15 protein-coding genes are annotated in these 24,355 nt (G+C 70.8%); 7 read left to right on the forward strand and 8 right to left on the reverse strand.

The genetic code is table 11. The features are described 5' to 3' along the window. Nucleotides 1-19: 19 nt before the first annotated feature. Both ACWEPL_RS20795 and ACWEPL_RS20800 read right to left on the reverse strand, forming a co-directional pair. A complete protein-coding gene (locus ACWEPL_RS20795; RefSeq protein WP_452437154.1) occupies nucleotides 20-5,560 on the reverse strand; it encodes an amino acid adenylation domain-containing protein in 5,541 nt (1,846 codons plus the stop codon). Beyond that, nucleotides 5,557-6,915 carry an MFS transporter gene (locus ACWEPL_RS20800; protein ID WP_452437155.1) on the reverse strand — a complete coding sequence of 453 codons (1,359 nt, stop codon included), beginning with the start codon at nucleotides 6,913-6,915 and terminating at the stop codon, nucleotides 5,557-5,559. Before ACWEPL_RS20800 ends, ACWEPL_RS20795 begins: the two co-directional genes overlap by 4 nt. 152 nt (nucleotides 6,916-7,067) lie before the next feature. Here ACWEPL_RS20800 and ACWEPL_RS20805 point away from each other — a divergent pair, with 152 nt between their 5' ends. After that, nucleotides 7,068-8,276: a cytochrome P450 gene (locus ACWEPL_RS20805; RefSeq protein ID WP_452437156.1), complete on the forward strand. Its 1,209-nt coding sequence runs from the start codon at nucleotides 7,068-7,070 to the stop codon at nucleotides 8,274-8,276. Here ACWEPL_RS20805 and ACWEPL_RS20810 read toward each other — a convergent pair. Next, entirely contained in the window at nucleotides 8,273-9,118 is an 846-nt protein-coding gene (locus ACWEPL_RS20810) for an AfsR/SARP family transcriptional regulator (RefSeq protein ID WP_452437157.1), read from the reverse strand. The two genes, ACWEPL_RS20805 and ACWEPL_RS20810, sit on opposite strands and share 4 nt — an antisense overlap. A gap of 111 nt (nucleotides 9,119-9,229) precedes the next feature. Between ACWEPL_RS20810 and ACWEPL_RS20815 the strand changes: the two genes are divergently transcribed. The 3 genes from ACWEPL_RS20815 to ACWEPL_RS20825 are packed head-to-tail and all read left to right on the forward strand — an operon-like array spanning nucleotide 9,230 to nucleotide 13,420. Beyond that, nucleotides 9,230-9,985 (forward strand): DUF2306 domain-containing protein, encoded by a 756-nt coding sequence (locus ACWEPL_RS20815; RefSeq protein WP_452437158.1) that lies wholly within the window; start codon nucleotides 9,230-9,232, stop codon nucleotides 9,983-9,985. Beyond that, nucleotides 9,982-11,607, forward strand: coding sequence for a PhpK family radical SAM P-methyltransferase (locus ACWEPL_RS20820; RefSeq protein WP_350737286.1), 1,626 nt, complete (start codon nucleotides 9,982-9,984; stop codon nucleotides 11,605-11,607). Before ACWEPL_RS20815 ends, ACWEPL_RS20820 begins: the two co-directional genes overlap by 4 nt. Nucleotides 11,608-11,623: 16 nt before the next feature. Continuing rightward, nucleotides 11,624-13,420 carry a non-ribosomal peptide synthetase gene (locus tag ACWEPL_RS20825; RefSeq protein WP_452437159.1) on the forward strand — a complete coding sequence of 599 codons (1,797 nt, stop codon included), beginning with the start codon at nucleotides 11,624-11,626 and terminating at the stop codon, nucleotides 13,418-13,420. 8 nt (nucleotides 13,421-13,428) lie between these two features. Here the strand turns inward: ACWEPL_RS20825 and ACWEPL_RS20830 are convergent, their stop codons facing one another. Beyond that, nucleotides 13,429-14,652, reverse strand: a complete 1,224-nt coding sequence (locus ACWEPL_RS20830) for a cytochrome P450 (protein WP_452437160.1) — start codon at nucleotides 14,650-14,652, stop codon at nucleotides 13,429-13,431. Between the two features lie 136 nt (nucleotides 14,653-14,788). On the opposite strand from ACWEPL_RS20830, the gene ACWEPL_RS20835 reads away from it, so the two are divergent. The 3 genes from ACWEPL_RS20835 to ACWEPL_RS20845 all read left to right on the forward strand — a co-directional run bounded on the left by ACWEPL_RS20835 (nucleotide 14,789) and on the right by ACWEPL_RS20845 (nucleotide 18,506). Further along, a complete protein-coding gene (locus tag ACWEPL_RS20835) occupies nucleotides 14,789-15,520 on the forward strand; it encodes a thioesterase II family protein (RefSeq protein ID WP_452437161.1) in 732 nt (243 codons plus the stop codon). A 19-nt stretch (nucleotides 15,521-15,539) separates the two neighbouring features. Next, a complete protein-coding gene (locus ACWEPL_RS20840; RefSeq protein ID WP_452437162.1) occupies nucleotides 15,540-17,294 on the forward strand; it encodes a non-ribosomal peptide synthetase in 1,755 nt (584 codons plus the stop codon). Between the two features lie 270 nt (nucleotides 17,295-17,564). After that, nucleotides 17,565-18,506 (forward strand): esterase/lipase family protein, encoded by a 942-nt coding sequence (locus ACWEPL_RS20845; protein ID WP_363983601.1) that lies wholly within the window; start codon nucleotides 17,565-17,567, stop codon nucleotides 18,504-18,506. 52 nt (nucleotides 18,507-18,558) lie between these two features. On the opposite strand, the gene ACWEPL_RS20850 is transcribed toward ACWEPL_RS20845, so the two are convergent. From ACWEPL_RS20850 to ACWEPL_RS20865, 4 genes are all read right to left on the reverse strand, one after another. Beyond that, on the reverse strand, nucleotides 18,559-20,697 hold the full coding sequence (locus ACWEPL_RS20850; RefSeq protein WP_452437163.1) for an RICIN domain-containing protein: 2,139 nt from the start codon (nucleotides 20,695-20,697) through the stop codon (nucleotides 18,559-18,561). Beyond that, nucleotides 20,697-22,040 carry a ricin-type beta-trefoil lectin domain protein gene (locus tag ACWEPL_RS20855; protein ID WP_355205758.1) on the reverse strand — a complete coding sequence of 448 codons (1,344 nt, stop codon included), beginning with the start codon at nucleotides 22,038-22,040 and terminating at the stop codon, nucleotides 20,697-20,699. The genes ACWEPL_RS20850 and ACWEPL_RS20855 overlap by 1 nt, the downstream gene beginning before the upstream one ends. A 192-nt stretch (nucleotides 22,041-22,232) precedes the next feature. Beyond that, entirely contained in the window at nucleotides 22,233-23,378 is a 1,146-nt protein-coding gene (locus ACWEPL_RS20860; protein ID WP_452437164.1) for an ROK family protein, read from the reverse strand. Further along, nucleotides 23,375-24,355 (reverse strand): alkaline phosphatase family protein (locus ACWEPL_RS20865; RefSeq protein ID WP_452437165.1); only part of this gene is annotated, 981 nt, incomplete at its 5' end. The genes ACWEPL_RS20865 and ACWEPL_RS20860, both read right to left, overlap by 4 nt.

A 24,355-nucleotide genomic window follows, 5' to 3' on the forward strand; every position in this document is an offset into this window, starting at 1 on the left:
GATGTTTCCGGTCCCTTCCTCAGCGGAGCTTGCCGACGAACTCCAGCGTCCCGTCCGCCCAGCGGCGGCCCAGGTCGCTGGTGTGGTAGTCGCCGAAGCAGATCTCGGCGACCTCGCCGGTCGCGGCCGGCTGTCCCGACGGGTGCAGCAACCGCGCGGGCAGGTCGTCGAGCGGCGCGCCGAGCGGCACCCGCAGCGGCGCCGCGTCGAGCTGCCAGTCGTGCGGCACCGCGTACGCGGCCAGCGGCCGCCCGTCGAGGCCCATCCGGTAGACCGCCACGTACTGACAGTCCGGCGACAGCCCCCGCAGCGCGTCCAGGTCGTGGGAGATGAGCTCGCCCGAGTTGTCCACGAACACGCACCGCAACCCCGGCAGCTCCGTCAGGTTCCCGCCCGCGGCGATGGTGCGCAGGAGCGGCGCGTCGACGTAGGCGACGCTGATCGAGTTCTCCTTCAGCCATGCCACGAGGCCGTCGAGGTCCCCGGTGAACGAGCGGTCCGGCACGACCAGCGTCGCTCCGGCGTGGAACGCGCTCGTCATCGCCGACACCAGATGGGCGGGGTTGCTCGACACCGCCGCGAACCGGTCGTCACCGCGGAGCCCGAACCGCTCGGCCGCCCAGTCCCGCCGGTCCGCCGCCGCGAGGTCGTCAAGACCCTCGGCAGCGCCGCCGAGATCGCCGAGGTCGAGCGGGCCTTCACCCACGTCGAGCACCGCCGGGCCCTGCGCGCCGGCCGCGTCCACGCCGAACGCCGCTCCCGCCCGCACGCATCCGAGGACCGCCGCCACGAACGCCGCCGTGGGCCGCCTGACGATGCTGATCCTCTCCGCGTCGGGAAGCGCCCGCGCGAAGTGCTCGGCCGCCGCGGCGAGCCATCCGTAGCTCCACTCGCCGTCCCGGTCCACCACCGCGACCCGCTCAGAGGTACGGCCCTGCCGCACCACCGCCAGGTGCGGCGCGGGAAGCACCCGCTCGCCGGGCGTGACCTCGGCCGCCTCCTCCAGCGGATAGTCGAGGATCCCCTTGCCCGAATCGCGTACCACCGCGTTGAGCATCGTGCGCAGGTGCTCCAGCAGCGCGTCCATCATCGGCGCCTGGTACCGTTCGGCGTCGTACTCCAGCCGGAGCTGGAAGGCCCCGAACGCCTCCAGCGCGGTGAAGACGAGGTCGAAGCTGCTCAACAGCTCCGGCAGCGGCATCACCTCGAGGCCGACGTCGCCGATGCGCCGGATCGGCGGCAGGTCGAACACGTTCAGGACCACCTGGAAGATCGGCGTCCTGCGCGGGTCTCGGGGCACCTGCAGTTCCTTCACCAGCACGTCGAACGGCGTGTCCGAGTGCGTGTAGCCGTCCACCGACACCTGGCGGGCCCGCCGCAGCAGCTCGGTGAAGTCCGGGTCGCCCGACAGGTCGAGGTGGAGCGGCATGGTGTTGATGAAGCAGCCGATCAGGTTCTCCAGCGCGACGTCGGTCCGCCCGCTCACGGAGGTCCCGATCACGATGTCGGACTGGCCGGACCAGCGCCGCAGCACCGTCGCCAGGCACGCCAGCACCAGCATGAACGGAGTGACGCCGAGGCGGCGGCACAGCTCGTGCAGCGCGACCGTCTGCTCGTCGGTCATCTTCAGCATGCTGCGCCCGCCCCCGGCTCCGAGGTTCAGCGGCGCGTTCGGCATGGTGATCGCGGGTGGCGCTCCGGCCAGGTGGCCGCGCCAGTACTCGACCTTTTCCGCGAGCGCGTCCCCGGTCAGGCGTTCGCGCTGCCAGACGGCGAAGTCGCGGTACTGGACGGGGAGGTCGGGCAGGCCCGCCCGCGCCAGGTCCCCGCCCGACTCGTACAGCGCCAGCAGCTCCCGCCCGAACAGGCCGATCGACCAGTTGTCCGAGACGACGTGGTGCGAGGTGATGTTGAGCAGGTGCTCGGTGTCGCTCAGCCGGACCAGCGTGCACTTGAACAGCGGGCCCTCGGCCAGGTCGAAGGCGGCGCTGAACTGCTCGTCCAGCATGCGCTTGCCGATCTCGAAGCCGTCCTCGGCGGCGGAGAGGTCCACCACGTCGAGCCGCCAGTCGCCCACCTCGCCGACCACGGGCACCGGCCGGCCGTCCACGACGGGGAACGTGGTGCGCAGCACCTCGTGACGCGCCACGATCGCGCGGATGCTGGCCTCCAGCACGTCCACCTGGAGCGGGCCGGCGAGGCGGTAGCGGCCGCCGACGTGGTAGGCGGTCTTGGGCCGAAGCTGGTGTTCCAGCCACAGGCGTTCCTGGTCGAAGGAGAGCACCGGCTCGGCGTCCGGCGGCCGTGGCCGGACGATCCGGTCCGGCCTGGCGTCCGTGGCCGCCTGTGCCAGCAGCGCGATCGTCGGCTGCTCGAAGAAGTCGAGTGGCGACAGCCCGATCCCGTCCTCCTGGGCTCTGGCCACGACCTGGATGGCCTGGATGGAGTCGCCGCCGAGCTCGAAGAAGTTGTCGTAGATGCCGACCTTGTCCACGCCGACGACCGTGGCCACGATGTCGGCCAGCTTCCGCTGCAGCGGCGTGCTCGGCGCGACGTAGTCCTCGATCAGTTCGGGCCTGCCGCCGTCCGGCGCGGGCAGGCGCTTGCGGTCGAGCTTGCCGTTGGCGCTGAGGGGAAGCGCGTCGAGCTCCACGAGCGTCGAGGGCACCATGTAGGCGGGCAGTCCGCGTTCGAGGTAGCGGCGCAGCTCGGTGAGGGTCGGCGCGGCTTCCGCGCGTGCCGGGACGAAGTAGGCGATCAGGCGGCGGTCGCCGGGCACGGGCTCGTAGAGGGCCACGACGGACTCGCCGACCTGCGGATGCCCGCTGAGCACCGACTCGATCTCCGCGGGCTCCACCCGGAAGCCGCGGATCTTGATCTGCGTGTCGACGCGGGAGACGAACTCGAGGTTCCCGTCGGGGCGCTGTCGGACCAGGTCGCCGGTGCGGTAGAGGCGCTCGCCGGGGTGCGCGGGGTCGGCGACGAAACGCTGCGCGGTCAGGCCGGGGCGGCCGAGGTAACCGCGGGCCAGGCTGACCCCGCCGATGTACAGCTCGCCGACGCCGCCCGTCGGCACCGGCGCGAGTCTGCTGTTGAGGATGCGCAGGTCGGCCGACGGGATCGGGGTGCCGATCGGCAGGTTCGGCCAGGCGAAGCTCTCGCCCGGGTCGAGGCGGAAGAAGGTCGAGCTGACCGTGGTCTCCGTCAGCCCGTAGACGTGCATCAGCGGCACGCCGAGCCGCGGCCACATGGCCAGCCGTTCGGGCAGGACCCGCTCCCCGCCGATGATCACCAGGCGCAGGCAGCTCGGGAGCATCCGGCCCAGCCGGTCGAGTTCGCGTACCCACTCGTGCCAGTACGCAGTCGGCAGCTCCATCACGGTGAGCCGCTCGCGTTCGACGAGATCCACCAGGTCGGCCTCGCCGCTGATCAGGTGCTGGGTCGGGATGACCACCGCGCCGCCGGCCAGCCAGATCGGGAACAGTTCCTCCACCAGCACGTCGAAGCTCGGCGAGGCGAACTGCAGGAACCTGTCGCCGGCGCCGAGCCCGAGGCGCTCCATGATGTCGCGGGCGAACGTCACCAGCGAGCCGTGGTCGATCATGGCGCCCTTGGGCCGTCCGGTCGAGCCCGAGGTGTAGACGACGTAGGCCAGCGAGGCGAGGTCCGGCGGGTCGTCCAGGTCGTGGTCGGCGTGTTCGCCGGTCGCGGGGCCGTCGAGGAGGACGGTTGCGGTGGGCGGGTCGGTCACGAGCGGCGCGAGCCGTACCTGTGTGATCAGGACCTTCGCACCCGCGTCGGCGAGCATGAAGGAGATGCGCTCGGGCGGATACGACGGGTCGAGGGGGACATAGACGCCGCCGGCCTTGAGCACGCCGAGGATCGCCACGGCCAGCTCGGGGGAACGCTCCACCAGGATGCCGACGGGAGTCTCCCGGCCCACACCCCTGGCCCGCAGCTCCCGCGCCAGCCGGTTGGCGGCCCGGTTGAGGTCGCCGTAGCTGGTCGCGGCCCCGTCGCAGACGACGGCGGGAGCGTTCGGCGCGAGCGTGACCCGGCGCTGGAACAACTCGACGAAGCCGGCGCCCGAGGTCTGCGGCCGGACGGGTGCCACCGGGGCGGCGATCAGCGTCAGCTGCCGCACCGCCGCGTCGGGCACGGCGACGAGCTGCCGCAGGATCTCCTCGAACTGCCCGGCCAGCAGGACGATGGTCCCCCTGTCGAACAGCTCGGTCATGTAGTGCCACTGGAGCTGCAGCGACTCGGGGCTCGGGATGGCCGACAGGGTGAGGTCGACCGACACCAGCCCGAGGTCGATCGGCTCCGGCTTGATCCGCAGGTCGGGAACCTCCAGGGTCTCGCCGGGCACGGTGAGGACGTTGATCCACAACCGGCTCAGCGAGGTCTGCGACGCCTCCCGGCCCAGGTCCAGCAGCTCGATCACGCGTTCGAAAGGCACGTCCTGGTGGTCCATGGCGACGGCCATGGACTCGCGTGCCCTCCGGACGACCTCGCGCAGCGTGAGCTCGCCGGTCAGCCGCACGCGCAGCGGGAGCGGGTTGGCGAAGCAGCCGATGACCTGCTCGGTCTCCAGCCGGTTGCGGCCGGACACCAGTGAGCCGACGACCAGGTCGTCCTGTTCGAGGTAGTGGTGGAGGAGGATGGAGCACCCTGCCAGCAGGATGGAGACCAGGGGGGCGTTCTCGCGTTCGCTGAAGGCGCCGAGCGCGGCGGTGAGCTCCGCCGGCAGGTTCACGATGTGGACGTCGCCGGCGAACGACGGCCGCGCCGGATACGGCCGGTCGGCGGGCAGCTCGGGCGGCGTCTCGATGCCGTCGAGCGTCCGCCGCCAGTGCTCCAGCTCGGCGGCCACCCTCTGGTCGTCGAACTGCCGGCGTTGCCAGGCGGCGAAGTCGCCGAACTGGATGCCGGGGGCGGGCAGCGTGCCGCCGCCGTTCTTTTTCAAGCCGTACAGGGTGACGAGCTCGCGCACGATGATCGACAACGACCACGCGTCCGAGGCGGCGTGGTCGGTGGTGAACAGCACGACGTGCAGGTCCTCGGCCAGGCGCAGCAGCGTGACCCGCAACCGGTGCGGGTCGCGGGGGTCGAAGGGACGCATGATCTCGGCCTTGCAGTGCCGCCGCACCGCCGCGCGCTGGTCCTGGGGCGCGACGTGCGTCAGGTCCACCACGGGAGTGGGCACGGGACCGGTGGGATGGACGACCTGCACAGGCGTGCCGTCCTCCTGGAGCTCCACCGTGGAGCGCAGCACCTCGTGGCGCTCGACGACCTCCGTCAGCACGCTGCCCAGCAGGCCGAGGTCGAGCCTGCCCTCGATGCGGAAGGCGCTGTTGATGTTGTTGGCCGACCGGAGCCGCTCGATGGCCCATTCCCGCTGCTGCGCGATGCCCAGCGGGGTGGGGAGGGAACGATCGCGTGGCCGGATCCGCTCCTCGCGGGCGGGCTCGCGGGTCGCCAGCAGGTCCGCGACCCGTGACTCCAACTTCGCCCTCTGCTCCGGTGAGAGAGCTGCGATCCGGCTTTGCAGGTCGGTCATGAGGTCTCTCCATCCGCGCGTTCCCGCGCAAGAGCCATTGCTGGTGGATCGGGCTCGTCTTTCGCCGCCGCCTTCTTCGCGCCGCCGGTGGGCCGGTCGGGCAGGGCACGCAGGTCGGGCTGCCGGTAGGCGACCAGCGCCGTCACGATCACGGCCAGGCCGCAGAGCAGGATGAGCAGGGCGGTCCCCCGTCCCGGTCCCACCCCGAAGAACGTCCCCACCGAGCCGGTGAGCGGCCCGCCGTTCCGCAGAAGCGGCTCGAAGACCTGGTCGGCCAGCGGACCGGCGAGAGCGAAGGCCACACACTGGACCGTGTTGGCGACCATGTTGAACAGGGCGAACACCCGGCCCTGGATGTCCGGCTCGACCTCGACCTGGAGGATGCCCCTGGCCGTGCCGTCGACGATCGTGGAGAACAGCGAGTAGCCGAAGGCCGCGATCATGATCAGGACGACGCTGGGCCGTACCACTCCCAGGCACATGAACGCGCCGATCGGCAGCGTGAGGCCGGCCAGCGCGTGGATGCGGCGGCGCGGCCCGCCCCAGGCGGCCAGCACCAGACTGCCCACCACGGCGCCGACTCCCGCGGCCGCCAGCACCACGCCGAGTGCTTCGGCAGAGGAGTAGGAGAGGACCACCGGCGTGATCAGCACGTCGGCGGGGGCGACCGCGACGCCGACCGTGCCGTACAGGACGACGAGCGCCAGCAGGCCGCGGCGGGCCGACAGGTAGCGCCAGCCCTGCCGGATCTCGGCGCCGAGGCCGTCCCCGCCCGTCGAGCCCCCTTCGGACCTGCGCCGGTGCGGGATGGAGACGAGCAGCACGGCCAGCATGTTGACGACGAAGGAGGCGCAGTCGATCAGGAGGACGCCGCCGAGCCCGACGCCCATCAGCAGCACGCCGCCCGCGGCGAAACCCAGGGTGCCGCCGAGGGCCTGGGCCAGGAGCACCATCCCGTTCGCGCGGCCGACCTGCTCCTTCGGCACGAGCAGGATGACGATGGAGTTCATGGTCGGCGCCGTCAGCGCGCGCAGGAGCGACTGGATGCCGACGACGATGAAGATGTGCCACGGCTGGAGCGTCCCGCTCAGGAACAACGCCGCCAGCGCGAAGATCGTGACCGCGGACAGCGCGTTGCTCACTCCCAGGATGCCGCGCCGGCTCCAGCGGTCCACGAGCGCCCCGGCGACCGGCGTCGCCAGGATGCCCGGCAGGAAGCTCATGACGATGATCAGCCCGTACTGGGTGGCCGAGCCCGTCCGCTGGAACACCCACACGCCGAGCGCGAGGCTGGTGAGCGAGGAGCCGAGCACCGAGACCAGATAACCCACCCAGAGTGTGGTGAACCTACGCATGAGCGATCGCTCCGTCCGCCGTCGATGGCCGTCGCACGCGCCCATGCTCGTGGATCCGGCAGCCGCCATCACCTCCCCACTTCAGGGGACACACCCGTCGCTTTCCGGCGCGCGTAACCGGCGGCCAACCGCCGCCGCCTACCCTCGCCGCCATGGCGACAGCGCTCATCGACCTCGACGATCTCGACCTGTTCGTGTCCGGCGATCCGTACGCCGCCTGGGCGTGGCTGCGCGAGCACGCGCCGGTCTACTGGAACGCCACCGCCGACGGCGGCTACTGGGCCCTGACCACGTACGCGGACGTGAGCGCGGTCTACCGGGACCCGGCGGCGTTCTCCTCCAAGGACGGCACCGTGCTCGGCGGCTCGTTCCGCAGCGCGACCGACACCGCGACCGGGCAGATGCTCATCTGCTCCGACCCGCCCGAGCACCGGCTGCTGCGCCACCACGTGCACAAGGCGTTCGACAAGCGGATGATGCACGCGGCCGCCGAGCACGTGCGCACGTACCTCACCGACGCGCTCGACCGCCTCACCGCCGACGGCGGCGGCGACTTCGCCACCGACGTCGCCCCCACGCTGCCCGCCGGTCTCCTCGCCGCGATGTTCGGGATCGGCCGCGCCGACGCGCTCCACCTTCTCCACCTCACCCGCACGATGATCGGCTTCCGCGACGAGGAGTACGTCAGGGACAGCGGCGAGGCCCTGACCCTGGTCGGCGCCCAGGTGGAGATCTTCGACTTCCTCACCGAGCTGCTCGACCGGCGCCGGGCCGAGCCCGGCGAGGACCTGGTCAGCATCCTGCTCGCCGCCGAGACGAACGGGCGCGGCCTGACCGAGAGCCAGATCCTCTACAACGCGCTCAACGTGGCCGTCGGCGGCAACGAGACCACCCCGTTCACCGCCTCGGCGATCGTCGAGACGCTGATCGGCCACCCGGAGGAGGAACGCCGCCTGCACGACGACCCGAGCCTGGTCCGCACGGCGGTGGACGAGTTCTTCCGGTGGACCTCGACCAACGCCTACGTGCGCAGGACCGCCACGAAGGACGTGACCCTGCGCGGGATCCGGATATCCGCCGGGCAGACGCTGACGTTGTGGAACTCCTCCGCCAATCGCGACGAGAGCGCCTTCCCCCACGCCGACCGGCTCGACCTCGGCCGCGCCCCCAACCACCACCTGGCCTTCGGCGTCGCCAACCACCGCTGCGTGGGCATGTCCGCGGCCTGGATGGAGATCACGCTGCTGGTGGAGGAACTGGTACGGCGCCGCCTGCGCTTCACGCCGAGCGGGAAGATCGAACGGCTGGCCTCGAACTTCATGCTCGGCATCAAACATCTGCCGGTCGAGGTGGCGGCCTAGGCGGTCGAGCGCAGCAGCGAGGTGTGGCCGTCCGGCTGCAGCTCGTGCTGCCACAACCGGGGATCGATGGCCCGCCCGGTGAACGCGCCGTGCGCCGCGCGGGCGTAGAGCCGCCGGGTGGCCAGGTCCGGAGCCGTCTGCAGGTGCCGGCGCAGCCGTACGTCGCACAGCCGGTACCAGCGCTGCACCTGCTCAAGCTGCCCGAGATGGCCGTGGACCAGCATCAGCGCCCGGAACGCCTCCTCGTGGAACGGCTCCACCTCCAGCATCCGCTGGCACCACCTGATGACGCCGACGTGGTCGCCGCGCAGGATGTTCGTCTCCGCCAGGTAGGTCAGTCCGCACAGCAGCCTGCTGCGCAGCCACACCCGCTGCGCCACCGCCCACTCATACGGTTCGTCCGGCAGGAAGTCGCCCGCGTACAGCCCGTCGGCGCGCAGGTAGAGCGCCGCCGCCTCCGCCCGGCCGCCGCGCCGTTGCGCCGCGTGCGCCTCGTCGGCCAGGCGGATGAAGAGCTCGAAGTCGAGCGGCAAGCCGGCCGCCTCCAGGAGGTAGCCGGACTCGCGGGTGAGCAGGCGCAGCCCCGGGCCGCCCTCCGGCTGCCCGTCCAGGACCTTCCTGAGCATGTGCGCGGCGACCTTGAGCGAGCTGGAGCCCTTGGGCCATGGGCCGTCCGGCCACAACGCGTCGTACAGCACATCGCGCGAGACGATCCGCCCCTGCCGCAGGAGGAGGAACTGCAGCAGGTTGCGGGCCTTGCCCGCCTTCCACCGTCCCACCGGGCGGCCGTCGAACGCCAGCTCGAACGTGCCGAACGTGCGGACAGAGATGCGTTCTTCCACGTCTTCTCCCCGTCTCTCCGGGGACTCGAAGCTACCCGCGGGTGCGGCGGCCGGTGATGTCACATGAAGAAGGGATGCCTGGGAAACGGGGCCGCAGTTCATCCTGTGCGTATGCCATCCGTACCGCAATCGCCCGTCAGCCCGGCACAGACCGACGGTCAGGAGCGGGACGGTCATCCCAGCCGCGCAGCCCGGCCCCGTCGGCGGCGGCTCGGTGGCCGCATCGCCCTCGGCGTGCTCGCGATCGCCGTCACGATATTCGTGAGCCTGTCCATTCCGCGGTACCTCGCCTTCAACCCGAAGGTGGGCAGGATCTCGCCGGACGAACAGCCGTTGTTCTTCCCCGTGCTCATGACGCACATACTCGGCGCCACGGTGGCCATGGTCGGCTGTGTCTTCCAGGTGTGGCCGTGGCTGCGCCGCAGGCACCCCCGCGTGCACCGCGTCGTCGGCCGGGCCTACGTCGTCGCCGGCGTGTGGCCCGCCGCGACGGCCGCGGTGGTGATCTCGGTGCTGTGGGGGTTCGGCCCGGTCAGCGCGCTGAGCGACATCGTGCTGGCGTCGTTGTGGTTCACCGTCACGACCTTCGGCTTCGTGAACGCCCGCCGGGGCCGCTACGCCGAACACCGCCGGTGGATGTTGCGCAGCTTCACCCTCACCATCTCGATCATCTTCAACCGGCTCCTCGGCTTCCCGATCGGGATGATCCTCGCCAACCAGCTCGACACGACGTTCGGCGGCGACAAGCACGCCCTGGAACAGGCGGTCTCGGCGAGCGTCACCTGGCTGCCATGGACGCTCGCCTTCATCTTCATCGAGTGGTGGCTGGACCGTGAACAGCACCACACCGTACGGGAGACGGCATGAGCGAGCTCGACTGCGTGGTGATCGGATACAACGAGGGCGACTTCGACGACTACCGGGTCATGTGCGAGCGGGCCGGTCCCGGCACGCCGGAATACCAGATCATGCGCGCCGAGCACCTGGTGGTCGACGGTGCGGCGATGCCGTGGCTGGACGCGTTCAGCCGGCTCAGGAACCGCGGCACCGGCCGGGCCGACAGATACCACGTCGGCGAGGTGTTCAACCTGGCGGCGCTCTACCTGACCAGCTACCTGCGCAGGCGCGGCCTGCGCGCCGAGCCCGTCTCGCTGTTCACCGGCGAGCGCGACCGGCTGGCGGCGCTGCTGGCGGAACGGCCCGCCGTCGTCGCCATCACGACCACCTTCTACGTCAACATCCTGCCGGTCGGCCCGGTCGTCGAGTACATCCGCCAGATGTCGCCGACCAGCCACATCGTGGTCGGCGGCCCGCTCATCGACAACCTGTGCCAGTCCGGCGTGAACGGCGCCGTCCAGGACTTCTTCTTCGCCATGGGCGCCGACTCCTACATCCAGGAATCGCAGGGTGAGCACAGCCTGGGCCAGCTCTGCCAGGCCGTACGCGCCGGCGGCGACCTGTCCGGCGTGGACAACCTGATCCACTGCCCCGAGGACACCTGGGTGCGCACCAGGCGCCGCCCGGAGGCCAACGATCTGGACGAATGCTCGATCGACTGGGCCGGCTTCAGCCCGGACCTCATCGGCCCGACCGCGCAGCTCCGCACCGCGCGCAGTTGCGCGTTCAAGTGCAGCTTCTGCGACTATCCGACCCGCGCCGGGGCGCTCACCACGGCCTCGGTGGAGACGGTGCGCAAGGAGCTTCGCGCGCTGGCCGAGCTCGGCGTCCGCAACGTGGTCTTCGTGGACGACACGTTCAACGTGCCGCCGAAGCGGTTCAAGCAGCTCTGCCAGATGATGATCGACGAGGATCTCGGCCTGCGGTGGTACTCCTACTTCCGCTGCTCCAACGCCCGCGACGAGGAGTCGTTCGACCTGGCCGCCGCCAGCGGCTGCTCCGGCGTCTTCCTGGGCATCGAGTCCGGCGACAGCGACGTGCTGGCCAACATGCACAAGCTCGCGCAGGACAGCCAGTACCGCGCCGGCATCGCCAGGCTCAAGGAACGTGGCGTGACCACCTTCGCCTCGATCATCGTCGGATTCCCCGGCGAGACCGAGAAGACCGTCGGCAACACCATCGACTTCCTCAACGAGACCGCCCCCGACCTGTGGCGGGCCCAGGCCTGGTGGGCCAACCCCCGCTCGCCGATCTACCAGCAGAAGGAACTGCTGGGCATCGAGGGAGAGGGCTACAAGTGGTCGCACTTCAGCATGACCTCCTCGCAGGCCGCCGACCTCACCGACGAGATGCTCGACCGCGTCACCGAGTCGGTGTGGCTGCCCTTGTACGACTTCGACTTCTGGTCGCTGCCCTACCTGGACGGCAAGGGCGTGAGCGTTCGGGAGCTCATGGGGCTCCTGCGGACGAGCCAGGAACTCATGGGGGTGCGCGACCGGGGCGGCGACCCGGAGCGCCTGGCCGCCCTGGAGCGGCGATTCGCCGAAAGCGTGGCCGTGCTGGACGTGGCGCCGGCCAAGTTCAGCTACTGACGCCCGGGAGAACCGCATGACCTTGCCCGCGCCTGCCGACACGACCGACCCGGCGGCCCCGGGCCCGCGTACGGTGGTCAGCCGATTCGAGCAGACGGCCGCCGCCTGCCCGGACCGTCCGGCGATCGTCCACCGGGGCGGCGTGCTGACCTACGGAGAGCTCGCCGCGCGCAGCGCCGCGATCGCGGCCGGGCTGATCAGGCGCGGCATCGGCGCCGAGTCCCTGGTCGGGCTGCTGCTGCCGCGCGGGATCGACCTCGCGGCCGCCCTGCTCGGCACCTTGCGCGCCGGAGGCGCCTACCTGCCGCTGGATCCGGCGCTGCCCATCGACCGGCTGCGCTACATGTGCCGGCAGGCGGGCGCGGAGCTGGTCCTGTCCGATCCCGTCACCCGCCGCCGCGTCTCGCCCGCCCTCGGCCGGCAGGTCCTGACGGTGGACACCTGTGCTCGCGTCGCCGCCGGAGCGGTCCCGGGCCGCGCCCCGATCCTGCCCGGAGACCGGGCCTACGTCATCTACACCTCGGGCTCGACCGGGCGGCCGAAAGGCGTCGAGGTCACGCATGGGTCGCTGGCCGCGCTCGTGGACAAGCTGGCGCACGCCGCCGGGCCGGGGCCGGCCAGGATCGGGTGGAACGCCAGCCCGTCGTTCGACGCCTCCGTACAGCAGTGGTCGCGTTTGTGCCGGGGCGACACCGTCGTCCTCGTGGACGACCAGGTGCGCGGCGACCCGCAGGCGCTGGCGGCGCTCATCGCCGAGGAGCGGCTGGACGAGCTCGACATCACGCCGTCCCACCTGGTGTCGCTGCTCGACCACCTGGCCGAACGCGCCGAGGGGCCGCCCCTGCGGCTGCTCGTCGGCGGGGAGGCCGTCGCGCCCGCGTTGTGGAGCCGGCTGGCGGACCGGCGGGCCGCCGGGGTCCTGACGCCGGTCAACCTGTACGGCCCGACCGAATGCACGGTCGACGCCACGTGGGCGCCGATCGACCACACGTCCGGGCCGCACCTGGGCGAGCCCCTGCCCGGGGTCCGCATCCACCTGCTCGACGAGAAGCTGAGGCCGGTCGGCCCCGGCGTCGAAGGTGAGATCTACGTGGCCGGCGACGGCGTGTCCCGCGGCTACGCCGGCGCTCCGGCGCTGACCGCGCAGCGGTTCGTCGCCGACGTGATCGCCGGCGACGGCACGCGCATGTACCGGACCGGCGACCGGGCGCGGATCGGCCCCGACGGGCGGCTGGAGTTCGTCGGCCGCGTGGACGACCAGGTGAAGCTGCGCGGGTACCGGATCGAGCTGGGTGAGGTGGAGGCGGTGCTGAGCCGCTGCCCGGGCGTGGTCCAGGCGGTCGCGATGGTCCGCGACGACATGCCGGGCGGCGCGGGTCTCATCGGCTACTGCAGGCTCGAGCGCGCGGGCTCGTTCGACGCCGCTCTGGTACGGCGCGCAGCCGCCGCTTACCTGCCCGAGTACATGCTGCCTGCCGTACTCGTCGGGCTTGATCGTTTCCCGCTGACCGGCAGCGCCAAGGTGGACCGTGGCGCGCTGCCGCCCCCGGTGCGGCAGGAGAGCTCCGCCGAGGCGGCGCCGATGAGCCCGACCGAGCGGCTCGTCGCCGACGCGTGGCGCGATGTGCTGGAGATCGAGCGCGTCGGCGTGGACGACAACTTCTTCGAGCTCGGCGGCCAGTCGCTGCTGGCCATCCGGCTGGTCGCGCACCTGCGCCGCAAAGGCGTCCCGGCGATCCCGATGGTGACGGTCTTCCAGCACCCCGTCCTGGGCGACCTCGCCGCCTACCTGGACGCCTACTTGGACGCCTAGCCGGACCTCTAACTGGACGGGGTGAGCCTGACCGGCAGGTTGCAGGTGCCGCCGAGGAAGTTGGAATAGACGCGCCGGGGGGTGCCGGTCACCTCGATCCCGCCGACCAGGTCACGAAGGGCGGCCAGGGTCGCCGCGAGCTGGATGCGGCCCAGCCGCGCGCCCAGGCAGAAGTGCGGTCCGTAGGCGAAGGTCAGGTGCCGGTTCGGCGTGCGGTCCAGGAGGAACCGCTCGGAACGGGCGAACTCCCGCTCGTCGAAGTTGGCCGAAGCCAGCCACACCGTGACGATGTCTCCCGCCTCGACCCGGCCGCCACCGAGGTCCGCCGGTTCCGCCGCCAGCCGGCCGAGATGCCGCGACGGCGTCGTCCAGCGCAGCACCTCCTCGACCGCGCTGTCCAGCCCGACCTCACCCGCGCGCAGCGCCCGCCACTGATCCTGGTTCTCGGCCAGCGCGAGGACCGCGCCGGTCATCGCCAGCCGGGTCGTCTCGTCGCCGCCCAGGATGAGGCTGTAGCAGTTGAAGACGATCTCGTCGGTGCCGAGCGGCCGCCCCTTGACGTGGGCGTTGGCCAGGATGCTGACCAGGTCATCGGCGTCGCCGCCGCGCCGCTCCTCCGCGAGCTCGATGAAGTAGGCGAGGATCTCGTTCTTGGAGTTCCAGCCGTCGGCCGAGGTGTGGGCGGGACCGTGCGAGCTGACCGAGGTGGAGCCGAGCCGGTGGATGTAGGCGCGGTCGGAGTCGGGTACGGCGAGCGTGTCGCAGATCGTGGCCAGCGGCACCTGGGCGGCCACGTCGTCGCCGAAGTCGCAGTCCTCGCGCTCCAGCGCGTTCGCCACGAGCCGCCGCACCTGATCCTCGATCCGCCGCGCCAGCCGGTCGAACACGGCCGGGGTCAGCGCGCCGGTGATGATGCGGCGTACCTCTGTGTGGCGGGGGCCGTCGGTCACCGCGAGCATCTTGCCCGTGGCCGAGTCGCCGCCCACGAGCAGGGTCTCCAGCACGTTGCCCGACGTCGAGGTGAAACGCCGGCCGTCGCGGAAGACGCTGACGGCGTCCGCGTGCCGGGTGACGACCCAGAAGCCCGGGTTGCCGCCCCTCGGCGGGTGCCAGTAGAGCGGGTGCTCCGACCGCAGGCGCCGCCACACCGCCGACAGGTCACCCTCGGCATGGATCGTCGGCGAGGTCAGGTCCAGGGACTCCACCTGGTCCGGGTCGAGTACGGGCAGCACCTGGGACACCTCCGGTTCGCACGTGCTCCCGACTATGCCCCGGCGTGGTTAGCCGCCGGTTACGCCTCTTCCGCGTAACCGGCGGCTAACCCCTCCCGGCTAGCGTCAGTCGGCAGTCGAGACTTCTGGAGGGCATGTGCGCCGACCATCCACGCGCTGGCTGCTGCAGGAGCCGTCGGCCGGAGACGGGCCGCTGCTGTTCGCCTTCCCCTACGCCGGCTCTGGCGCGTCCTCGCTGCGGCGCTGGCCCGGGCGGATCGGGGAGGCCGAGGTCCATCCCGTGCAGCTTCCCGGCCGGGAGTACCGGATCAAGGAAGATCCGTACCGCGACTTCGAGACGTTCGCCAAGGACGCCGTCGAGGCGCTCCTGCCCTACCTGGCGCGGCCGTACGCGCTCGTCGGCCACTGCATGGGCGCGCTGCTGGCGCACGCGTTCGCCACCCGCGCCATGGAGATCGGCGTCCGGGCGCCCGAGCGGCTGTTCGTGTCGGCGTCCCTGACGCCGAGCCGGGGTTTCTACGGCTACTACCACCCGTGGATGTCCGACCAACGCATCGCCGCGGAGCTCCGGCGCGTCGCCGGAGACCTCGGCGACGGGGCCATCCCGGACGAGCTGGTGTCGTTGTCCGTGCGGGTCCTGCGGCAGGACGTGCGGATGTGCCTGGACTACGCGCCGCCGGCCAAGGCGATCGGGGTGCCGATCAGCGCCATCGGCTGGGCGGACGACCTCGACGTGGGACCGGACGACCTGGCCGAATGGCAGGAGTACGGCGAGACACGCGTCCACCTGCTTCCCGGGGATCCGCTGAACTTCCTGGCCGGTGCCACCGGGCTCAGGAAGGTCATCGAGGAAGATCTCGACTACTGATGCGAAGAGGATGAGCGCCGTGTCTGCACCCGCGACGATTCCCGAGCTTCTCGCCAGGACCGTCGGAACCCATCCGGACCTGCCCGCCGTCAGCGACGAAGAGACCAGCCTCAGCTACGCGGAACTGGCCGAGCGGGCGGACGCCGTCGCGCACGAACTGGTCAGGCTCGGCGTGCGGGAGGAGGACCGGATCGGCGTCCACCTGCCGCGTGGCGTCGGCGCCGTGGTGACGGTGCTCGGTGTGCTGCGCGCGGGAGCGGCGTACGCGCCGATCGACGTCAGCTATCCCAGGTTGCGGCGCGAGCAGATGGTGAAGGCCGGCCGCCTGCGCCTGCTGCTCACCGATCCCGGCACGACCAGGCGGCTGGCCGGCCTGCCCGTGGAGGTGGCCGAGCTGGACTGGCGCGTCCTGCCGCCCGCTTCGGGTCCGGCGGCACACGTCGCCCCGCAGAGCGCGGCCTGCGTCCTGTTCACCTCCGGATCCACCGGTCAGCCCAAAGGCGTCGTGCTGGAACACCGTCACATGGTCGCCTTCGCCACGGACACCGCCCTCCCCACGGTCGGCCCCGGCGACCGGATGGCGCAGGCGTCGAACCTGTCCTTCGACACCTTCACCTTCGAACTGCTGCGTAGCATGGCCGGCGCCGCGGACCTGGTCGTGATGCCCGCCTTCGCCGACCTCATCGGCGCCGACCTGCGGCGGCAACTCCGGCGGCACCGCGTCACCGCGATGCTGGCTCCCGCCATCGCGCTCAACCAGGTCGCCCGCCACGACCGCGAGGCGTTCGCCTCCCTGCGGGTCCTGTGCTCGGGCGGCGACGTGCTGCTCGCCGACACCTGCCGCGAGCTGCGGGCCGGAGGCTTCTCCGGGGACCTGCTCAACCTGTACGGCCCGACCGAGGCCACCGTGGCCTGCACCGCCCAGCGTGTCCAGGAGCTCCCCGACGACTGCACCCGGGTCCCCATCGGCCGTTCGACCGCGTCAGCGCGTCTGTACGTCCTGGACGATCGGCTCGCCCCCGCCTCCACCGGTGAGCTGTACGTCGGCGGCGCCGCCGTGGGACGCGGCTACCTGGACCAGCCCGGACTCACGGCGCAACGCTTCGTCGCCGACCCGTTCGCCGCGAACGGCACCCGCATGTACGCCACCGGGGACCTGGTGCGTACCGGTGCCGACGGGGCCCTCGAATACCTCGGCCGCGTCGACAGCCAGGTCAAGATCTCCGGCCACCGGGTCGAGCCCGCCGAGATCGAACGCACCTTCTACCAGCACCCGCACGTGGGCGAGGTCGCGGTGACGGCGGTAGGAGAGCCCGGCGACCTGCGCCTGGTCGCCTTCGTCATCCCCGTGGCCGAGGAGTTCTCACCCGTCGGCGTGCGCGCCTTCCTCACCGAGCGTCTGCCCGCCGCCTACGTCCCCGCCGAGTTCGTCGTCCTGGACTCCATGCCGCTGGACGCGCACGGCAAACGAGACTGGGCGCGGCTGCGCGAGGCCGCCGAGGACCGCTCCCGGCGGCGGCGCACCTACGAACCTCCGCGCACCGCCACCGAGCGCTACCTCGTCCAGCTCTGGGAGGAACTGCTCCGCGTGGAGTCGATCAGCGTCCACGACGACTTCTTCGGCCTCGGCGGCCACTCCCTCCTCGCCGCGCGCGGCCGCATGCGCATCCGCCGCGACCTCAAGACCGACCTTCCACCTGAGGTGGTCTTCGAGAACAGCGTGGTCGAGGACCTCGCCAAGGTCATCGACCAGACCAGACCCTCCGTCGCCTGATGGTGCTTGCCGGCCCGCCCGTGCGCGAGCCGGCCCGCACCCCGGCAAGGCCGCAAGCCCGAGCCCATCGCCTGCGTCAGCGAAGCGTCTGTGTGCGGACACTCACGTCTCATCGAGGAGGGAAAGCGCCCGCATCCACGAACGACCGGCTCGCGCGCCCGCTCGGCTGCGAGCCCGCGTGAACGGCGGAATGCCGAAGGTTCAACTCATTCACAGAATGATCGTCTGCGCGCTACTCTGCCTCCGGCCCAACGGAAACGGAGACCGTGGATGCACAGATTAGCCAGATCCCGTTTTGCCCTGCCCTTGGTCGGGGCCATAGTCGCCACCACCCTGATCGCCACCGCACCCGCCGCGTCAGCCGCGCCCGCGCGCGGCAACGGACACCGGGTCACCGTCATGGTCCACGGGTTCGACCGTGAGGCCGACATCAGCTGCTCCGGCGCATGGAACAGCGCCAAGCAGGTGCTGAACGCCAACGGTTGGGGCGACGTCGTCACCTTCGGCTACTACAACAAGGCCACCAACTGCGACCTCAGGCTCCAGGGGACCACCGACACGCGCATCCAGGAGGTCGGCCGCCAGTTCGCGTGGACCGTCTACTACCTGTACTCCAGCAAGGACGTGGCGATCGACGTCGTCACGCACTCCATGGGCGGTCTGGTCGCGAAGGCGGCCATCGAAGGCGTCAACCGGTACGGCGTGGGCAAGCCGCCGCCCGACCTGAGCGGGCTGACGGTCGATCCGAACAACCTCGGCGCCACCGTGTGGCCCAGAGCCTGGCCCCCATTCCTGTACATCGAGGACATGGTCACGTTCGCCACGCCACACCAGGGCATCGGCAGCGCGGTGGTGACCGCGTGCGCCATCACCCACGAGCAGTGCAGCGACATGCGTCCGGGCAGCGGCTTCATCAGCTGGCTGGGAAAGCAGCCGCTCTCCCAGATGGGCACGGACTACACCTTCCTCGCCTCGAAGCACGATGACACGGTCAGCTCCGACTCGGCGACCAACAAGCGCACTGCCCACCATTGGGCGCTCTACGGCTCGAACGCCGACGGCGGCACGCTGAGCCATACCTCCATCCGGAACACCTCGACCGGCGACTGGCAGGCGTCGTACGGGGGAGAGTTCAGCGACGAGGGTGAGGGCTCGTACCCCGCGCCGCTCCTGCGGATGATGGACGGCCTGTACGACCAGCAGGCCCAGTAACGCGCGGACGTGTCCTCCCTCTTTCGGCAAAGGGGGAGGACGCGTCGGTGGGTTATGGGTATTCGGTGAGGTTTGCGACGTTTGTGGAGGAGTTGCTGGGGCCTCCCGTGGAATTGATGACGTGGGCGATGGTTCCGGTGCCGCCCAGGGAGACCGTCACCATGTGGTGGAAGCGGACCCCAGGCGTGTTCGGCACCTCGAAGGCCCGGTCGGCCACCACCCCGGGGTTGGCGCTGAAGTAGCAGTAGCTGCCCAGCCCCCAGGCCTCATGCGAGGTGACCGAAGCGGCGACCTTGTAGGCGGCCCAGCCACGGGTGGAGCCGTTCATCCAGGACGCCTGGTTGGGCGGGTCGTAGGGCATCTCGTTCTGGAAGAAGTAGGTCCGCCCGCCGTTGCCGTTCCAGATGACCTGGTACTGGTGGTAGTGCTCGACGAACAGCCCGTAGAACGTCACGTTGTCGCCGTTGACGACGAGCCCGTTGACGGTCGTGTTGGTGTTCCACCCTACGCCGCTGCCGTGGTCGGCCCGCCAGATCCAGGTGTGATCACCGATCACGTCGTCGCTGTTGATCACCAGGCTCTGTGACGCCTTGCCCACCCCGGCGCCGCCGACGCGGAAGAAGACGTCGTGCAGCGAGGTGGGGTTGGCCGCGTGCGAGGCCGCCGAGCCCGCCGGACCGACCTGCATGAGCGTCGCCGAGTTCACGGTCCCGGCGTCGATCAGCAGCCCGGCGACCTTGACGCCGTCCACGTCGGCGACGGTCATCGCCGTGATGCCGTTGTCGGGTACGAACGTCGCCAACCCGAGACCGAGCACCACGGTGTCGGCCCTGGTGACCCTGATCGTGTCGTTCAGATGGTAGACGCCCGGCGTGACCAGCAGGTTCTTGCCCGCGGCCAGTGCCGCGTTGATGTCACCGGCGGTGTTGCCCGGCTTGACGACGAAGAACTGGCTGATCGGCAGCGACGTGCCCGCTCCCGGCCACGACACCCCGGCGGAGTTCGACTTCAGCGCGGGCACGAACACCTGGTAGGCCCCCGCCGCGTCGATGTAGAGGAACGGCTTCTCCCGTACCACCGGCGCCTGCCCCACCGTCGTGTACGGCGGGCTGGGGAAGGTGTTGCCCGGCGCGCCGGACACCCCGACGAAGGTCATGTTCCAGTTCGACCCGCTCCAGGACCCGAAGGCCGAATTGCGGGAGATCCACTGCTGCTGCGACCCGGACCTGACCTGACCGTCGATCCGCGAGTCGGAGATCCACCCGCCGCTCGACCAGCCGCCGTCGTCCAACTGCAGGTTTCCGCGCACATGCATGCGCCGGTACGGCGCCGCCTGCGAGACCGCCCACCGGTCCGTGCCGCCCGCCGGGGTGACCGAGAGGTTCTCGGCGGAGCGCCAGAAGTTCTGCGTGGCGTTGCCGCCGAACCAGTCGGCCTCGGCGTGCACGGCCCCGTTGATCGTCACCGCGTCCGGTGTCTGTCCCAGGCCGAGGACCTGGGTGTAGAAGCCGACGTTGACGTCCACGTTGTAGGTGCCCGGCTTGAACAGCAGCGCGTACCGGTTGGACCCGAACTGGTTGGACTGCTGCTGGCCGAACACCGAGTTGAGCTGCGACTGGATGGTGGACGCGGGCATCGACGGGTCGAAGACGCGCACGTTCGGCCCCAGATCGGGATCGGGGCCGCCACCGCCGCCGCCCGACAGGGTGAACGACTGCGCCGCCGTGCCGTTGCAGGCGTACTGCTGCAGTTGCACGCTGTCGGCCGTGGAGGCGCCCGACACGTCGAGGCACTTGCCGCTGTTCCTGTTGACCAGGTGGTACGTGCCGCCGGACTCCTCCACCGGCAGCCACTGCTGGTTGTTGCCGCCGCCGTAGGCCCACAGCTGGACCGGCGCGCTGTCGGCGGTCGAGACACCGGTCACGTCCCAGGCCTGCGCGGCGTTGAGCGAGCTGTTGACCCGGTAGTAGCCGTCGCCGGTGGCCTGGAACTGCCAGAGCTGCGCGCCGCTGCCGTTGCACGCGTACTGCTGGACGGCGGTGCCGTTGGCGGTGGCGGCGCCGCGGGCGTCGACGCACTTGCCGCTGTGCTTGGCGACCACGGTGGTCAGGCCGGTGGGGACGGCTGCCTGCGCGACCGGCATGAGGACGAACCCGGCCGCGACCAGCACGAGGACGACGAGGGCACGCATCAGAACCCCGCCGTCAGCCGGGTGAAGTCCCAGGCGTTCTGGGAGACGCCGCTACAGGTCTCGGACAGGCCTCCGGAGCAGGGGCGGTCGCGGTTGACCGACCAGAAGGCGAGCCTGGTCAGGCCATGGGAGTTGGCGTAGTCGCGGATCTGGGTCCAGGTGGCGACCGAGGTGACCTCCGACTGGTCGGACAGGCCGTTCATGCCGGAGATGCCCATGTGCGCGTACGCCGTGGCGTCCGACCAGCCGAACGCCGACTTCAGGGCGTTCTTCAGCCCTTCGGCCGCGTTGACCGTGCTCTGGTACATGTTGGACCCGCCGCCGAAGTCGAACGGCATGATCGTGTAGTTGTCGATCGGGACGCCGAGCTCCTTCGACCGGTTGATCAGCCGGGTGCCCGCGCCGGCCGGGCCGCTGGTGGAGGTGCCGAAGGTGACGACCACCTTGACGTTCGGGTTGTTCGCCTTGACGATCTTGAGGCCGTTGAGTATGCGGTCCTGGACGGTGTAGTTCTCGTACTCGTCGGTGTTCTCGATGTCGAAGTCGACGGCCGCGGGTCCCAGGGCGTTGATGACCTGCTGCACGGCGCCCGCGTACGCCTCAGGCGTGGCGCAGTTGGGGCCGAGCTTGTTGCCCGACCAGCCGCCGAAGGAGATCTGGACGCTGCCGCCCTTGGACTTGATCGTGTTGATCGCCTGCTGGTCGGCGCCGCCCGTCAGCGCACGCGAGCCGTCCCAGCGTGGCGTGCAACCGCCGCCGGACAGGATGAAGGCCATCGTGAAGGACTTCACGCCGGTCGCGTCCATGACCGTGCCCGGGTTGGGCGGGCTCCCCCACCCCATGTAGAGGTACGGGGCGCCGGGCAGCTTGCCGGGACTGGGGGTGCCGCCGCCGGAGGGCAGCGTCCACTTCTGGTTGGCGCCGGTGCCGCAGCTCCAGATCTGCAGGGGTGTGCCGTCGGCCGAGCTGACGTTGGTGGCGTCCAGGCACTTGCCGAGCGCTCGCAGGGTGCCGTCGGAGGCGGCCGTCCACTGCTGCGCGGCAGTGCCGTTGCAGTCGTAGATCTGCACCTTGGCGCCGTCGGCGCTGCTCGCGCCCGCCACGTCCAGGCACTTGCCGAGTGCGCGGATCGTGCCGTCGGACTGCGTGGTCCACGACTGGGCGGTGGTGCCGTTGCAGGTCCAGAGCTGGACCTGGGTGCCGTTGGCGCTGTTGGCGCCGGCGACGTCGACGCACTTGCCGCCGTAGCCGGTGATCTGGCCGGTGGCGGCCGAGGCCGGGGAGGCGAGGCCCGCCACGGCTAACGCCGTCACGGACGCGAGGATGATTCCTCGTCTTTTCATGGGGGGTGTCACCTTCTGTGGGGGGTGTACGCCGGCGGCCGGCCGCCGGCGTGGGTGAGCACCATGGCTAAGAGAAATCCACGGTCGTGACCTCATGGTGACCTTACGGTGACCTTACAAGAGCGTCAATACTTAATTTAAGGGTTGACGGAGGCTACGTGCGGCTCTTGAATCAGGTAGGAAAACAAGCCCTCAGGCGCCCAGGAACTGATCCACCACCAGGATGGCGGCGCCGAGCTTGACGCCCTCCGACCCCAGGTGAGCGGCCCCGATCGCGACGCGGCCGTAGGAACAGCGCAGCGCGGACCGCTCCGTGGCCGTCACGATCGCGGGCAGGTGGTCGCGGGCGAGCAGCAGCCCCGCCCAGCCGCCCAGCACGATGCGCTCGGGATTGAGCAGGTTGATCAGGCTCGCCAGCCCCGCGCCCAGGTGGCCGACGGCCTCGTCGAACAGGGGACGCGCGCCTGGGTCGGCCAGCAGTGCCGCGAAGGCGCTCTCCTCCTCGACGCCCGCCAGGTCGATCCCCGCCCTGGCGAGGACCGACTCGGCGCCGACGTAGGCCTCCAGACAACCGCGCGCACCGCAGCGGCAGGGGCGGCCGCCGGCGATCACCGTGGTGTGGCCCCACTCCCCCGCCCCACCGGACACGCCTCGGACGGTGATGCCGTCGGTGATGATGCAGGCGCCGACCCCGCTGCCGATCAACACCATGATCATGTAGTCGCTGCCCCGTCCCGCGCCGAACCAGTGCTCGGCCAGGCCCAGCGTCATGGCGCCGTTGTCGACGAACACGGGCAGGCCGGGGAGCATGTCGGCCAGCCGTACCCCGCTCCAGCCGAACGTCGGCGAGTCGACGACCGAGCCCCGCACCATGCCGGGAACGCCGACTCCGACGCCGAGGACGCGGCCGGGGTCCACGCCCGCCTGCGCGATCACCGCGGCGACGCCTTCGCGGATGTGGCCGGCCACCAGGTCGGGAGCGTGCCGTCCTGGGCGCAACGGGGTCTCGGCCTTGGCCCGTGGCGTCATGGACAGGTCGAACAGCTCCACGCCGACGCGGGTCTCCCCCACCTCGACGCCGACCGCGTAGGCGTGGTGGGCGTTGACGCGGAGCTGGACGCGCGGCCGGCCGCCGTCCGACTCGACCCTGCCCACCTCGACGGCGATCCCGTCGGACAGCAGGCCGGTGACGACGTTGCTCACCGTGGCGGGGCTCAGGCCGGTCGCCTGGGCGAGCTCGAACCTGCTGCGCTCGCCGTCGAAGAAGAGCGTGCGCAGCAGCACGGCCCTGTTGGTACGCCGCACGTCACGCGACGTCCCCCGCTGCGGCCGGATCATAGGGTGAAGTCTAGGCTCCCCTTCCTCACCAGTCCGGCCAGCAGGTCCTTGACCTCGGTCGCGTCGTAGCGGTCGCGGTCGAAGGGGCCGATGAGCAGGGGGCCGTCGTCGGGGCTGTCGGGCAGGCGGCCGTGGCTGCCCCGGACCGGTGCCGGGTCGAGTGGCACCACCGGCATCGTGTAGCGGAAGCCCAGTTTCTTCTTGGCCAGTGCGGTGGCGGCGCGGAGTTTGACGAATGGGTCTCTTGGGTTCATGAACAGTTCGGCGGGGTCGTAGCCGGGTTTGCGGTGGATGTCCACGAGCCTGGCGAAGTCGGGGGCGCGGTCGTCGGTGAGCCAGTAGTAGTAGGTGAACCAGGCGTCGGGTTCGGCGACGGCGACGAGTTCGCCGGCGCGTTCGTGGTCGAGCCCGTACTTCGCCTTGCCTGCGTGGTCGAGTACCTCGTCCACGCCGGTCAGTTCGGTGATGACGGTGCGGGTGCGGTCGAGGTCGGCGGGGTCGCGGACGTAGACGTGGGCCACCTGGTGGTCGGCGACGGCGAAGGCCCGGGACGTCCACGGGTCGAGGTATTCCATGCCGGCTTGGGTGTGGACTTCCAGGAGCCCGGCGGTGCGCAGCGCCCGGTTGATGTCGATGGGGCGGGATGCGGGGGTGATGCCGTATTCCGAGAGCACGACCACCTCGGCGTCCTCGGCGAGGAGGGGGGCGAGTGCGGTGTCGATGGTGCGGGCGGCGGCGATGGCTTCGGGGCCGGCGGGGCCGTGCCGTTGCAGGTCGTAGTCGAGGTGTGGGATGTAGACGAGCAGCAGGTCGGGGTGTTCGCGGGTCAGGATGTGGCGGGCTGCGGCGATGATCCATTCGGAGGAGGTGATTCCTGCGGTCGGGCCCCAGTAGGTGAACAGGGGGAACGGCCCGAGGGCGGCCTCGAGGTCGTCGTGGAGTGAGGGTGGGCGGGTGTAGCAGTCGGGGTCCTTGCG

This window comes from Nonomuraea sp. NPDC004186, assembly GCF_053603495.1.